Annotated in this window: 11 protein-coding genes and 1 riboswitch; of the genes, 6 read left to right on the forward strand and 5 right to left on the reverse strand. The window is 64.9% G+C overall.

Annotation, left to right across the window (positions count from 1 at the left end; translation table 11 throughout):
- The first annotated feature begins 272 nt into the window (after positions 1 to 272).
- Complete coding sequence (rpoH, locus tag NVV79_RS10625) at positions 273 to 1,142, forward strand: RNA polymerase sigma factor RpoH (RefSeq protein ID WP_303988960.1); 870 nt, start codon at positions 273 to 275, stop codon at positions 1,140 to 1,142.
- Positions 1,143 to 1,289: 147 nt separating this feature from the next.
- Here the strand turns inward: rpoH and NVV79_RS10630 are convergent, their stop codons facing one another.
- Complete coding sequence (locus NVV79_RS10630; RefSeq protein WP_303988963.1) at positions 1,290 to 1,955, reverse strand: thiamine diphosphokinase; 666 nt, start codon at positions 1,953 to 1,955, stop codon at positions 1,290 to 1,292.
- Between the two features lie 62 nt (positions 1,956 to 2,017).
- Positions 2,018 to 2,116: riboswitch (TPP riboswitch) on the forward strand.
- A gap of 68 nt (positions 2,117 to 2,184) precedes the next feature.
- Here NVV79_RS10630 and thiB point away from each other — a divergent pair.
- The 3 genes from thiB (at position 2,185) to NVV79_RS10645 (ending at position 5,596) form a co-directional block, all read left to right on the forward strand.
- Positions 2,185 to 3,192 (forward strand): thiamine ABC transporter substrate binding subunit, encoded by a 1,008-nt coding sequence (thiB, locus tag NVV79_RS10635; RefSeq protein ID WP_303988966.1) that lies wholly within the window; start codon positions 2,185 to 2,187, stop codon positions 3,190 to 3,192.
- Between the two features lie 171 nt (positions 3,193 to 3,363).
- A complete protein-coding gene (locus NVV79_RS10640; protein WP_303988969.1) occupies positions 3,364 to 4,956 on the forward strand; it encodes a thiamine/thiamine pyrophosphate ABC transporter permease ThiP in 1,593 nt (530 codons plus the stop codon).
- Entirely contained in the window at positions 4,943 to 5,596 is a 654-nt protein-coding gene (locus tag NVV79_RS10645) for an ATP-binding cassette domain-containing protein (RefSeq protein ID WP_303988972.1), read from the forward strand. The genes NVV79_RS10640 and NVV79_RS10645 overlap by 14 nt, the downstream gene beginning before the upstream one ends.
- Positions 5,597 to 5,697: 101 nt before the next feature.
- On the opposite strand, the gene NVV79_RS10650 is transcribed toward NVV79_RS10645, so the two are convergent.
- Both NVV79_RS10650 and NVV79_RS10655 read right to left on the reverse strand, forming a co-directional pair.
- A complete protein-coding gene (locus NVV79_RS10650; RefSeq protein ID WP_303988975.1) occupies positions 5,698 to 7,647 on the reverse strand; it encodes a hypothetical protein in 1,950 nt (649 codons plus the stop codon).
- 48 nt (positions 7,648 to 7,695) lie between these two features.
- A complete protein-coding gene (locus NVV79_RS10655) occupies positions 7,696 to 8,985 on the reverse strand; it encodes an adenylosuccinate synthase (protein ID WP_303988978.1) in 1,290 nt (429 codons plus the stop codon).
- Positions 8,986 to 9,146: 161 nt separating this feature from the next.
- Between NVV79_RS10655 and NVV79_RS10660 the strand changes: the two genes are divergently transcribed.
- Complete coding sequence (locus tag NVV79_RS10660; RefSeq protein WP_303988981.1) at positions 9,147 to 10,103, forward strand: DMT family transporter; 957 nt, start codon at positions 9,147 to 9,149, stop codon at positions 10,101 to 10,103.
- Between the two features lie 73 nt (positions 10,104 to 10,176).
- A complete protein-coding gene (locus NVV79_RS10665) occupies positions 10,177 to 11,553 on the forward strand; it encodes an FAD-binding oxidoreductase (protein WP_303988983.1) in 1,377 nt (458 codons plus the stop codon).
- Between the two features lie 51 nt (positions 11,554 to 11,604).
- On the opposite strand, the gene serA is transcribed toward NVV79_RS10665, so the two are convergent.
- Positions 11,605 to 13,188, reverse strand: coding sequence for a phosphoglycerate dehydrogenase (gene serA / locus NVV79_RS10670; protein WP_303988984.1), 1,584 nt, complete (start codon positions 13,186 to 13,188; stop codon positions 11,605 to 11,607).
- A 167-nt stretch (positions 13,189 to 13,355) separates the two neighbouring features.
- On the reverse strand, positions 13,356 to 14,531 hold the full coding sequence (locus tag NVV79_RS10675; protein ID WP_303990371.1) for a phosphoserine transaminase: 1,176 nt from the start codon (positions 14,529 to 14,531) through the stop codon (positions 13,356 to 13,358).
- Positions 14,532 to 14,548 lie beyond the last annotated feature (17 nt).

The following is a 14,548-nucleotide window of genomic DNA, read 5'->3' on the forward strand; positions in this document are numbered from 1 at the left end:
CGCTTCGCTCCCGCCTCACCATGAGGGCTACTGGAATACCGCGTTAGAAGTAGCCCTCATGGTGAGGTGCGAGTTCTTCACGAGCCTCGAACCACGAGGGCGTGGCACGAAAGGCGGAACCTTTCGCCAACATTTCGCATTTGTAAGGATTCACCGCCCTTACAATCGCCAAATTGCGGCCTATATATCCATCGTAGTCTGACGATGGGCCGAATGGTCATCGCAGATTCATGTCCGCCCGCGCCATGCGGGGGAAAAGAAAGGGGTGCGCCATGGCCCAGACCAATCTTCCTGTCCTCTCCGCCGAAGGGGGCCTCAGCCGTTATCTTCAGGAAATCCGCAAGTTCCCCATGCTGGAACCGGATGAAGAATACATGCTGGCCAAACGCTACAAGGAACATCAGGATCCCGGCTCGGCGCAGAAGCTGATTACCAGCCATCTGCGCCTCGTAGCCAAGATCGCCATGGGTTATCGCGGCTATGGCCTGCCCATTTCCGAAGTCATTTCGGAAGGCAATGTCGGCCTGATGCATGCGGTGAAGCGCTTCGAACCCGAAAAGGGCTTCCGCCTGGCCACCTATGCCATGTGGTGGATCCGCGCCGCCATCCAGGAATATGTGCTGCGTAGCTGGAGCCTGGTCAAGATCGGCACCACCGCCGCCCAGAAGCGTCTGTTCTTCAACCTGCGCAAGGTGAAGGGGCAGATCGCCGCGCTGGACGATGGTGCGCTGCATCCCGACCAGATCAAGCAGATCGCCACCACGCTCAAGGTGAGCGAGGACGACGTGGTCTCGATGAATGCGCGCCTGTCGGGCGATGCGTCGCTGAATTCGCCCATGCGGGCCGATGAAGGCAGCTCGGAATGGCAGGACTGGCTGGTGGACGACACCCCGAGCCAGGAAACCACCCTGGGCGAAAGCGAGGAATTTTCCGAGCGCATGGGGCTGCTGAACAACGCCATGGACGTGCTGAACGAACGTGAACGCGCCATCTTCCAGGCCCGCCGCCTGCAGGACAACCCGTCCACGCTCGAGGAGTTGGCCCAGCAATATGACGTCAGCCGCGAACGCATCCGCCAGATCGAGGTGCGGGCGTTCGAGAAGGTGCAGGATGCCGTGAAGGAAGCGGCGCGGGCCGGTTGAGTAATGGCAGAGAATGCGGAAGGCGGGCTTTGAGCCCGCCTTTTTTGTTTTGGGGATACCCCCTCCTGACCTCCCCCTGATAGGGGGAGGAACAGATCGAGCTTGTGGCACTATATCGGCACGATCGCTACGCGGCTCCTCCCCCTATCAGGGGGAGGTTGGGAGGGGGTATCCCACCAAATCCCACAGCCGCTCCTTGCCCAGGATCAGCAGCCATGGCGTGTCATCGGCCGGCACCACCTCCACCGGCCCGCCAATGCCCTCATTGGACGTGCCGATCAGCCCACCCGGCTCCAGCGTCAACCCATCCATCGGGTAGAACAGTCCGGTCGAGCGGACGAAGCTGATGGGCAGCAGCGGATGGATGGAGACGCGTTCGCGCGGCGCGGCTTCGAAGGCGATGGACCCCACCACGGCCAGCGCCACGTCGACCTCATCGACCAGCAGCAGTTTTCGCGTCGGGGCGTATTGCAGCACGGCGCTGAGGGCGGCCAGTGTGTGGTCGAGGCGTTTGCCGGTCATGCCCAGCGCCAAAGTCACCGGGGCGCGGGTGGAATAGAGCACTTTCTGGAAATCGGTGGTGATCTGCTCGGGAATATGAATGACGCGGGTGCGCGCCTGCCAGGCGGTCCGGTCATGGAGCGAATCGAGATCGCCGATAATGGCTGCAGGCGTGAGGCCGGCATCGCCGATGGCATCGGCGCCGCCATCGGCGCCCACCAAGGCCACGCCTCGTCCGGCCAGCTCCACCAGCAGAGCCGGATCGACGGCACCGCCGCCGACAACGGCCATGGGAGTGTCGAATACGACCATTGGCGCATCCGCCCTGGCTACGGAAGTGTCTTGCACTGTCACAAAGCTCTCATTAAGTGTGGGGCGTCTCGCTGGGGTGTTCCGGGAAACCGGAGCTGAGAGTTACCCATTGAACCTGAACCAGGTCATGCTGGCGGAGGAAGTTCGAGATGGCAAGGGCATCTCGATACCCTCACCATTGACACAATCCCTTCACTCATGGCCGTAACACCATTGAAGGGAATGACCCATGGTCAAATCCACTCGTCTGGCGCTTGCGGTCCTTGCCGGGCTGGTCGCTGCACCGGCATTCGCAGAAGAAGTGCCGATCCTCAAGATCTACACCTATGACGGCTTTGCCGCCGAATGGGGCCCCGGCCCCGGCATCAAGGCGGGCTTCGAGGCCATTTGCGGCGGCTGCGTCGTGGAATGGATCGCGGCCGACTCGTCCATCGGCACGCTGCGCCGCGTGCAGCTCGAAGGCGAGACGACCGAAGCCGACATAATCGTGGGCCTCGACACCGCCATTGCCGGCGAAGCCCGCGCGACGGGCCTGTTCGCCGATCACGGGCTCGACCTGTCGGGCCTGAAGCTGCCCGAACCCTGGACGGACGCGCAGTTCGTGCCCTTCGACTATGCCCATTTCGCTTTCGTCTATGACACCGACACGGTCGCCACGCCGCCCAAGAGCTTCGAGGAACTGATCGCCCTGCCCGACGACTTCAAGATCGTCGTGCAGGACCCGCGCTCGGCCACGCCGGGGCTGGGCCTGGTGCTGTGGATCGCCGGTGCTTATGGCGATCGCGCCCCCGAAATCTGGGCCGGGCTCAAGCCGCATATCCTGACGGTGACGCGGGAATGGAGCGAAAGCTACAACCTGTTCCTCGAAGGGGAAGCCGACATGGCGCTGAGCTATTCGACTTCGCCAGCCTATCACATCATCGCCGAAGGCGACGACACGATCCACGCCGCCATGTTCGATGAAGGCCACCTGGCGCAGACCGAAGTGGCGGGGATTCTGAAATCCTCCGACAAGCAGGAACTGGCAAAGCAGTTTCTCGCCTATCTGGCCTCGGTGGATGGGCAGAAGGTGATCCCGAGTACCAACTGGATGTTCCCGGTCATCGACCTGGGCGCCGATATCGACCCGGCCTTCGCCACGCTGCCGCAGCCGGAAAAGACGCTGGTGCTCAGCGACGAGGAGATCGCGGCGAACAGCCAGCGCTGGATCGATGAGATGCTGGCGGCGGTGCAGTAGGTCCGCTGTCGTGAGAACCCCCACTCTCATTCCCTCCCCACAAGGGGGAGGGAAGCCTGCCCGGCGCAAGAACGCAATCTGTTCCACGATGGTTGGTCTGGCGTCTCCCTCCCCCTTGTGGGGAGGGATCAAGGGTGGGGGTTGTTTGACCACTGACCGGCGGATGGCTCCATGCTGACCCTGCCCCATCGCCCGCTGCGCATTGCCGCCGCCATCGCGCTGGCCGCGGGTATCGCCATTCTCATCGTCCTCGTGCTCTGGGCCATCCTTGCCGCCGCAACCGGCAGCGAGGGCAGCGCGTCGCGCATCGACATTCCGCACCTGCTGCGCATGACCTCGATCCAGGCGGGCTTGACCACGGTGCTCTCCATCGCCGTCGGCATGGCTTTGGCCTGGGCGCTCAACCGGCTGCGTTTTCCGGGCCGCGACCTGGTGGTCGGGCTGTTCGCCTCGGCCATCGTCACGCCGGGCATGGTGGTGGCTTTCGGGCTGCTGTCGATCTGGGGGCGCAATGGCTGGATCAATCAGGCGAGCGAAGCACTGTTCGGCTTTTCCATCGGCAATCCCGCCTTTGGCCTGTCCGGCATTCTCTTCGCCCATGTCGTGCTCGACGGCGCCTTTGCCGCGCGCATCATGCTGGCCCGGCTCGACGCCATTCCCACCCCGCGCCTCAAGACCGGCCAGTCGCTGGGGCTGACACCCTGGCAGCGCTTTGCCATCATCGACTGGCCTTCCCTGCGCGGCACCGTGCCGGGACTGGCGGCGATCATCTTCCTGCTCGCCTTTACCAGCTTTCCCATCGTGCTGATGCTGGGCGGCGGGCCGGCCAACCAGACGCTGGAAGTGGCCATCTATGCCGCCGTGCGGCAGGATTTCGACCTGGCCGGCGCCGTACGGCTGGCGGCGACACAGATCGCGGTCTGCTCGCTGGTGATCCTTGCCGCTTCGGCTTTGGCGCCCATTCCCACCAGCTTCGGTGCCTCGACCGCGCCGCGCTGGCGGGACCGGGGTTTGGCGCGGCTGTTGCAAATGCTCGTGCTGATGCTCTGCACCATCGGCTTCGTGCTGCCGCTGCTTTCGGTGCTGATCGACGGGCTGGGCGCCGGCATCGGGCGCGTGGTGGCGCAGCCCGCCTTCTGGTGGGCGACAACGAGCAGCCTCGTCATCGGCACCGCCTCGGCGCTGCTGACGCTGCTGCTGGCTCTGGCGCTGGCATTGGGGCGCGGCGCCACCGGCAATGGCCTGTTGCGCACACTGCTGGGCATGCCGGCTTTTGCCTATCTGGCCGTGCCGGCCGTGGTGCTGTCGCTCGGCTTCTTCCTGCTGGTGCGGCAGCTCGGTTTTGCCCCGGCCACGGCGGCGCCCTTCGTGGTCATCCTGGCCAATAGCCTGCTGGCTTTGCCCTTCGCCATGGCGACTCTGGGGCCGCCGCTTGAGGCCATTGCCCGTTCGCGCGGCAAGCTGATCCGCTCGCTCGGACTTTCCGGCTGGCGGCAATTCACTCTCGTCGAATATCCCCTGCTCGGACGGGATATCGGCGTCATGCTGGCGCTGGCTTTCTGTTTCTCGCTCGGCGATCTCGGCGTCATCGCGCTGTTCGGCACGCAGGATTTCCAGACCCTGCCGCTGATGATGTTCCGGGCGCTGGGCTCCTATCGCGGCAATGACGCGGCGGCCATTGCGGCCATCCTGCTTGTCGGCACGATCGTGGCCTTTGTCGGCCTGCCCAGACTGTTCGAAAGGATCGCCGATGCTGCGCGTTGAGAACCTGACCTTTGCCCATCCCGGCCAGGCGACGCCCTATGCCTTCTCGCTGGTGGCCCATGAAGGCGAGGTCACCGCCGTGTCTGGCGCCAGCGGCTCGGGCAAATCGACCCTGCTCGACCTGCTGGCGGGTTTCCTGACGCCGAGCGCTGGCAGCATCGAGCTCGACCATAGCGACCTGCTGCCGCTGCCGCCGGAGGCGCGGCCGGTTTCGCTGTTGCTGCAGTCGGAGAGCCTGTTCGAGCATCTGAGCGCGGCGAAGAATGTAGCCCTGGGCCTGCCGGCGGGAACGCCCAGGGCAGAGGCGCAAAGACAGATCGGGGAAGCCCTGGCCGAAGTAGGGCTGGAAGGGATCGGCAACCAGCTCGCCAGCACGCTGAGCGGCGGCCAGAAGCAGCGCGTGGCTTTGGCCCGGACACTGCTGCGGGCACGGCCGGTGCTGCTGCTGGACGAACCCTTTTCGGCGCTGGATGACGAGACGCGGGTCGCGGTACGCGAACTGGTGCGGGTGCTCACCATCCGCCACGGCTGGCACACCATCCTGGTCAGCCACCATGCCGACGATGTGGAGGCGCTGGCCGCGCGGAAATACCTGCTGGTGGAGGGGCGGCTGGAGTCCTTGAGGGATACCCCCTCCTAGCCTCCCCCTTGTGGAGGGAGTGTTTAGATCCAGCTTTAGGCACTGTATTGCCACGGCCACCGCGCGGCTCCTCCCCTGTCAGGGGGAGGTTGGGAGGGGTGTCACTCCGCCCAGGCGGTGAAGACCTTTTCGAACAGGGCCTGCGCATCCTCATCCTTTTCCAAGGTGATGATGGCGTTGCGGCCAGTGCCATAGACTACGGCCAGATCCATCCAGCGGCGGCTTTCCAGCAGGTTCGTATTGGTTTCGGCATCGGCCGGCGTGGCGCTCAGCGCGAAGAGGAACGAATTGCCCACGACGCGGGCCGAGGCTCCGACCAGGGCCGTGCCCGGCACCAGTTCCTGATCCTTGAGCAGCACGCCCGGCAGGGTGGAGATATTGCCGCCGATAAAGGTGTCGCTCACCTTGAAGTCGACCTCCATCAGGTGGCTGGCCGGCAGGCTGGGATCGGAATTCTTGCGGATGGTGAGATCGACGCCCAGGTTGCGCGCCGGAATGCTGGCCGTGCCAACAAGCGTCGGCAGGCCGAGCTCGTCGACGCCCTCGCTCCAGGACACGGTGCCCGAGAAAGGCACCGCACCGGTCGCGCCATCCTGGCTGGCTTCGAGCAGCAACGACTGGCTGCCGGCCAGCACCGCCGGATCGACGGAGGCGGTCGGATCGGCAGCGGCCAGCGCCTCTTCGCCAGGCAGGCGTTCCTCGCTCTTGATCTCGCCGGAATTGACGTCGGGCAGCACGGTTTCATTGCCGGTCGGCTGCACCGGCTCCGGCGTCGGCTCGAGCCGGTCTTCGATCTGCAACCCGCTGAGTTCGGCATTGGGCTGGCCGCTATTGGCCGCAGGCGTAGTATTGCCCGGTCCCTCGGCGGCTCCCGCCAGGGGCACCGGATCGAGCGTCGGCGTGGTGGGCGTCGTCACTTCGGCCGTCGTGGTCACCGGCGCCGTGGCCTGGCCGAACAACTGGTCGAGATCGACATAGCCCTCGCGCCAGGCCCAGAAACCCGCCCCGCCGACACCGGCAAGCAGGATGGCGAAGACCACCAGGAAAATCGTCAGGCCCGCCCCGCCGCGCGGCGGCTGCATATCGGCAAAGCCGGCATCGTCATTTTCTTCGCGGCCCATGGCGGGCGGCGGCGCAACCGGATCGGGCAGCGCCGGCGTGGATTCGCCGCGCGCTTCGCGGTCGAGCACCTCGATGGCGCGCTCGATGACGTCCTGCGCTTCGCTGGCATCGGGTTCGACATCGACTTCGCGCACGCTGGACAGGGCGGTCTCGACCGGTACGGGCGCGGCCACCGAGGCAGGCACCGTCACCTGCTGGCGGGCCACCGCGTGATGGCCCATGGACGGCTCGATCCGGCCGCTGACGCGCACCGGCTCGTTGGTCGAATTGGCCGCCAGCGGAATGGCATCACGCCGCGGCTCGAAGCTGGGGCCTTTGAGCGGGGCATCCATCGGGCGGATATTGGAGGCCGGGGGAACCGGCGATGTCGGCCCGGCCTTGGGCGCATGGACCCGGCCCACAATGGTCGGGACTGGCCGGGGCTCGGGCTCGGATTTGGCTTCCGGCTTGGGCTCCGGCGCCGCTTCGGGCGTGGCTTCAGCCGCATCCACCGGCTTGACCGACGCGCCTGACGTCGCAGAAGCCTCGCTGATAATGTCCTCGATGGACATCTTGCCGGTTTCGGCCGGTTTCGGCGCGGGCTCGGAAGGCTCGACGACAGCGGGAGCGGGTTTCGGCGCTTCGGCAACCGGCGCGGAGGCCGGCTCGACGGGCTTGGCCGGCTCGACAGGCGGACGGGGCGGCGTCAGGCCCTGTTCACGCCCCAGCGTGATGACGGCCTCGCTGGCTTCCTGTTCGACCTGGCGGATGCAATCTTCGAGCTGCAGGCGGTGCTGGGTGATGTCGCGCGCCGGCAATGGGGGCGTGATGGCGCGCAACTGTCCGACCAGGGCCGAACGCGCCTTCTCGTAGACGGCCCGCCGGGCCGCCCCATTATTCTCCGGCAGCGCCGTGATGGCGCGGCGCAACAGCTCCTTGTAGTCCGCCATTGGCTAGTTGGTACTCACAATTGCAGCGACACGTTGTAACAAAAAATCTCAATCTTGGAATGGGTCATGGACAAGGATGGTATCCACTCGCTCCGGGCTCGTCGACAGCATGGCAACCGGCGCCCCGATCTGCTCCTCGATATAGCGGACATATTTGACCGCCTGCGCCGGCAGCTCGGCCCAGCTCCGGGCGCCTGCCGTGGTCTCCGACCAGCCTTCAAGCGTCTCGTAGATCGGCTTAACGCGGGCTTGTGCCCCCATTGAGGCAGGCAAATAATCAATCCGTGATCCGTCGAGCTCGTAGCCGACGCATACCTTGATCTCCTTGAGACCGTCGAGAACGTCGAGCTTGGTCAGCGCGATTCCCGAGATTCCGGAGGTCTTGACCGTCTGGCGCACCAGCACGGCGTCGAACCAGCCGCAGCGGCGCGGCCGACCGGTATTGACGCCGACCTCGCGACCAACCGTGGCCAGATGCTGGCCGATCTCGTCATCCAGTTCGCAGGGGAACGGGCCTTCGCCGACGCGGGTCGTATAGGCCTTGGTGATGCCGAGCACATAGCCGATGGCCGTCGGCCCCAGGCCCGAACCGGCCGCCGCCTGTCCCGCCACCGTGTTGGACGAGGTAACGAAGGGATAGGTGCCGTGATCGTTGTCGAGCAGCGCGCCCTGTGCGCCCTCGAACAGGATACGCGCGCCAGCCTTGCGCTGGTCATCCAGCACTTTCCACACCTGGTCCATGAAGGGCAGGATTTCTGATGCGACGGCAGTCAGTTCGTCGTAGATCTTCTGTGCCTCGATCTCGACCAGGCCCATGCCGCGGCGCAGCGCATTGTGGTGGCTGAGCAGGCGTTCGATCTTGACCATCAGCGTATCGGGCTCGCTGAGGTCGATCAGGCGGATGGCGCGGCGACCCACCTTGTCTTCATAGGCCGGGCCGATGCCGCGCTTGGTGGTGCCGATCTTGAGGCCCGAATTGGAATCCTCGCGGATGGCATCGAGTTCGCGATGCAGCGACAGGATCAGCGGCGCATTGTCGGCGACGCGCAGCACTTCGGGAGTGATCGTCACCCCCTGCCCGCGCAGCTTTTCCATCTCGGTGACGAAATGGTGCGGATCGACCACCACGCCATTGCCGATGACCGAGAGCTTGCCCTGCACCAGGCCCGAGGGCAGCAGAGCCAGCTTGTAGCTGACCCCCTCGATGACTAGGGTGTGGCCGGCATTGTGGCCACCATGATAGCGCACCACCACATCGGCGCGCTCGGAAAGCCAATCGACGATCTTGCCCTTGCCCTCGTCGCCCCACTGCGAGCCGACGACAACCACATTAGCCATAGAAATACCTTCTCCAGGATAGGCCCGACACAAGGGCCCCGGCCGCCACGGCCGCACCCCTTCTTCCCTTGGACGACTGTCCCTCCGGCCACCTTGGGTAAAATTTTGAACGCGGCCGAATAACTGCTAAGTCCCGATGTCCTTACATCACCCTGAAGACGATGACAAAGCCGCTAGAGAACCAAAATCGCGGCATATTTGCCCGGATGCTCGATCAGCCCTATCTGCTGTTGATTCTGGCGCCCCTGTTCTGGGGCGGCAATGTGGTGGCGGCCAAGCTGGTGGTCGGCGAAATCGACCCCGTCCTGCTGCTGGCCAGCCGCTGCGTGCTGGCGACGGCCGTTATCCTGCCTTTTGCCTGGCGCCATCTGCTGGCCGACTGGGCCGTCGTGCGCCGGCACTGGCTGGTGCTCATGGCCTTCGGTGCGGTGGGCTATGCGTTGTTCAACGTGTTTCTTTATATCGGCCTCACCACCACCACGGCGGTCAATTCGGCCATCGAACAGGCCTCGCTGCCCATGCTGATCCTGGGCGCCAATTTCATCGTGTTCCGGGTCCGCGCCCGGCTGATCCAGATCGTGGGCGTGCTGCTCGCCATATCAGGCGTCATCCTCACCGCCACCCATGGCGATCCGGCGCGGCTGCTGACGCTCGACATCAATGTCGGCGACGGCTTCGTCATTCTCGCCTGCCTGGCCTATACCACCTATACTCTGGGCCTGCGCTTCCGGCCCAAGATGCACATCATGAGCTTCATGGCCGTCTCCTTCTTCGGCGCGGCGGTCACCGGGGTCATCATGCTGGCCTTCTCGGGCAGCGGACTGGGCCAGGTGGCCTCGCTCGCTGATGCCTCGCCCACCGTCTGGGCGGTCATCGCCTATGTGGCGATCTTCCCCTCCATGTTCAGCCAGGTCTCCTATGCGCGCGGCGTCGAACTGCTGGGCGCCAATCGCGCCGCGCCGAGCCACAATCTCATTCCGGTCTTCGGCACTTTGGGTTCGGTGATCATCCTGGGCGAGCGGCTGGAAGCCTATCATTACCTCGCCGCAGTGATCATCATCAGCGGGATCGTGCTGGCCGAATGGGCGGCCCGTCGAAAAATATCCGCCCAGGCCTAGGCAGGGCACATCCATGTAACCATGTAGCACTCTCCGGTCACGAAGCCGTGACCACTCACGGAGAGAGGACTCCATGAATACCCATCTTTCCCCCCGCCCGGACATTGCAAGCCTTGCCCGGACCCTGGCGGGCCGCGTCACGCTGCCGGGCGATCCAGAATATGACGAGAGCCGCGCCGTGCTCTTCGACCCTGCCGGTTGCCGCCCGGCCGCCCTGGCCCGCGTCGCCAGCGCGGACGACGTTTCCCAGACCATAAATTTCGCCCGGAAACACGGTTTTGACATCGCCATACGCGGTGGGGGACACAGTTCATCGGGGCATGGCACGGTGGATGGCGGCATCGTCATCGACCTGCGCAATCTCGATGAGGTCTCGGTCGACCAGACCAGCAAAACCGTGTGGGTCGGTGGCGGCGCCACGGTCGGCGCCACGCTCAAGGCGCTGGAGCCGCATGGCCTCGTGGTCGGCTTCGGCGATTCGGGCGATGTGGGCGTGGGCGGCATCGTCACCGGTGGTGGCGTGGGCTACCTGTCGCGCCTGCATGGCGTCACTGTCGATTCCGTGCTGGCCGCCGAAGTGGTGCTGGCCGATGGCCGCGTGGTCATGGCGAGCCCCGATAGCGAGCCCGATCTGTTCTGGGCTATCAGGGGTGGCGGCGGCAATTTCGGCGTGCTGACGCGTATCCGGTTCCAGGCGCGGGAACTGCCGGCCTTTACCGGTGGGCTATTGGTGCTACCCGGCACCGCCGAGGCCATCGCAGCCTTTGCCGCCGCCGCCCAGACGGCGCCCGATGCGCTATCGGCCATTGCCATGGTCATGCCGGCACCACCTGCGCCCTTCATCCCCGAAGCGATGCGCGACCAGCTGATCATCTTCGCGCTCATGGCCTATGCCGGCCCCGACGACATGGCCGGTGCGGCACTGGCGCCCTTCCGTGCGCTCGGCCTGGTTCTCGATACGGTCAAGCCAGGCCCGTTCCTCGACCTCTATGAGGGGCCGGGCGGCGAGCCACCCGGCCTGCCCGAAACGCGGACGCTGTTTGTCGATCGCATCAGCAAGGACGACGCCCGCACCATTGCCGGCTTCCTGACCGAGTCGGACAGTGCCATGCGCATGGTGCAGATCCGCGTGCTGGGCGGCGCGGTGAACCGCGTTCCGGCGGACGACACCGCCTATGCCCATCGCGATGCGCAGATCATGCTGTTCCTGGCCAATTTCTACAGCGACCAGGCCGACCGGCCCCAGCGCGTGGAATGGGTGGAAGACCTGATGTCGGCCCTGCGCCAGGACAATGAGGGCGTCTATGTGAACTTTCTCGGCGACGAAGGCGCGGCCCGCACCCGCAACGCCTATCCCGGCAAAAGCTGGGACCGCCTCCGCCGCATCAAGCGGCAATATGACCCGGACAATGTGTTCCGGCGGAACCAGAACATTCCGCCGGCGGCATGAACAAAGGCCGGCCCGATGGGCCGGCCCTCGCATTTCAGGAATTACCCGAGATCAGAACCGCAGCGTCTTGGCCTGCTTGACGCCATCCAGCGCGGCGATTTCGCCCAGTTGCGGCTCGGTCAGCGTGCCGTCGATGGAGACCAGCGCGATGGCGTCGCCCCCGACCTCGGCACGGCCGAGATTGAAGTTGGCGATATTGATGCCGAGCGTGCCCAGCAGCGTGCCGAGGCGGCCGATATGGCCCGGCTTGTCCTCGTTGGTCACATAGAGCATGGACGGCGTCAGCTCGGCCTCCATGTTGATGTTCTTGACCTGGATGATGCGCGACTTGCCGTTGGCAAAGAGCGTACCGGCGACGCCGCGCTCCTGCCGCTCGGTGGTGACGGTCAGGCGGATATAGCCCTCATAAGCGCCCTGCTGGTCGCGGGTGGTGGTTTCCACCGTGATGCCGCGGTCCTTGGCGACCTGGGGGGCCGAGACCATGTTGACGTCGCCCAGCGAAGGCTTCAGCACGCCATTGACGGCGGCCGCGATCATCGGCTTGACGTTGAGATTGGCGACATTGCCCTCGAACTCGATCTTGATGCCCTTGATCGCCGTCTCGGTGAGCTGGCCGGCAAACAGGCCGAGATTTTCGGCGAGCTTCACCCACGGGGTCAGGATCGGCGCTTCCTCGGCCGAGATGGACGGGAAGTTCAGCGCATTGGTGATCTCCCCGCTCATCAGATAGGCCGAAATCTGCTCGGCAACCTGCAGCGCGACATTCTCCTGCGCTTCGGTGGTCGCCGCACCAAGATGGGGCGTGCAGATGACATTGGGCAGCTCGAAGAGCGGATTGTTCTCGGCCGGTTCCTGCAGGAATACGTCGAGCGCCGCGCCGGCAACCTGGCCGGACTTGAGGGCCTCATAAAGCGCCGCCTCGTCGATCAGCCCGCCACGGGCGCAATTGATGATGCGCACGCCCTTCTTGGTCTTGGCGAGATTTTCGGCATTGAGAATGTTGCGGGTGGCGTCGATCAGCGGGGTATGCAGCGTGATGAAGTCGGCGCGGGCCAGCAGATCCTCCAGCGCCACCTTTTCGACGCCCAGCGTCTGGGCGCGTTCCGGCGTGAGGAAGGGGTCATAGGCAATGACCTTCATCTTGAGGCCGATGGCGCGGTCGGCCACGATCGAGCCGATATTGCCGGCGCCGATCAGGCCCAGCACCTTGTTGGTGACTTCGACGCCCATGAAGCGGTTCTTTTCCCACTTGCTGGCGCGGGTCGAGGCATCGGCCTCGGGCAACTGGCGGGCCAGCGCGAACATCATGGCGATGGCATGCTCGGCCGTGGTGATCGAATTGCCGAAGGGCGTGTTCATCACGATGATGCCCTTCTTGGTCGCCGCCGGAATATCGACATTGTCGACGCCGATGCCAGCGCGGCCGATCACCTTGAGATTGGTGGCGGCAGCGATGATCTTCTCGGTCACCTTGGTGGCCGAGCGGATGGCCAGGCCATCATACTGACCGATGACTTCGAGCAGCTTGTCCTTGTCCTTGCCGAGATCGGGCAGGTAATCGACCTCCACGCCATTGTCCTTGAAGATCTGGACGGCGGTGGGGCTGAGCTTGTCGGAAACGAGAACCTTGGGCATTGGAAGCCCTCCTGAATTTGGTTGCGGGAGCAAGATTTGAACCTGCGACCTGCATGAAACTGGGTGAGGCCTCATCCTGAGCTTGTCGAAGGACGAGGCCGGGTTCGGTGCAGGTCACCCTCGTCCTTCGACAGTCTCAGGATGAGGGTGACTGCGAGATCGCGTGATCAGGCGGCGGCAGCCGTAAGAGCCTTGAGCTCTTCGGCGAAGGCATAATCCAGCCACGGCACCAGCGCCGCGAGATCGGAGGCTTCGACAGTGGAGCCGGCCCAGATGCGCAGGCCCGAGGGAGCATCCTTGTAGGCGCCGATGTCATAGGCGACGCCGGCCTTGTCGAGCCGCGAGACGATGGCCTTGGCGAAGGCGGCCTGCTTGTCGGCATCGAGCGCCGTCACCGCGGGATCGACGATGGACAGGCACACCGAAGTATTGGAGCGGTTGGCCGGGTTCTTGCCCAGGAAATCGACCCAGTCGGTCCTGGCGACCCAGTCGGCCAGCACCTTGAAATTGGCGTCGGCGCGGGCCTGCATACCCCCAAGGCCGCCCACCGTCTTGCCCCATTCCATCGCATCGATGGCGTCTTCGATGCAGATCATCGAGGGCGTGTTGATGGTGGCCGCCTGGAACACTTCCTCGAGCAGCTTTCCACCCTTGGTGAGGCGGAAAATCTTGGGCAGCGGGCGATCGGGCTTGAACGTCTCGAGCCGTTCCACGGCGCGGGGGCTGAGGATCAGCACGCCATGGGCGGCTTCGCCACCCAAAGCCTTCTGCCAGGAGAAGGTGACGACGTCGAGCTTGGCGAAATCGAGGTTCTGCGCGAAGGCTGCCGAGGTGGCGTCGCAGATGGTGAGGCCCTTGCGGTCGGCCGCGATCCAGTCGCCATTGGCAACGCGCACGCCCGACGTGGTGCCGTTCCAGGTGAAGACCACGTCGCGATCGAAATCGACCTGGGCGAGATCCGGCAATTCGCCATAGGGGGCGTCGAGCACGCGCACGTCGTCGAGCTTGAGCTGCTTTTGCACGTCGGTGACCCAACCGGCGCCGAACGATTCCCAGGCCAGCATGTCGACGCCGCGGGCGCCGAGCGCGCTCCACAGGAACATCTCGACCGCGCCCGTATCGGAAGCGGGGACGATGCCAATGCGGTAATCGGCCGGGACTTCGAGCAATTCGCGGGTCAGGTCGATGGCGCGCTGGATGCGGGCCTTGCCCGGCTTGGAGCGGTGCGAGCGACCGACCAAGGCATTGGCCAGCGCTTCAACCGTCCAGCCAGGACGCTTGGCACAGGGGCCCGACGAAAAATTCGGATTAGCCGGTTTCACCGCCGGCGCGGTCAGGGGCATTGCAGCCATCTTAAGCG

The organism is Devosia ginsengisoli, from assembly GCF_024707105.1.
GTDB lineage: Bacteria > Pseudomonadota > Alphaproteobacteria > Rhizobiales > Devosiaceae > Devosia > Devosia ginsengisoli_A.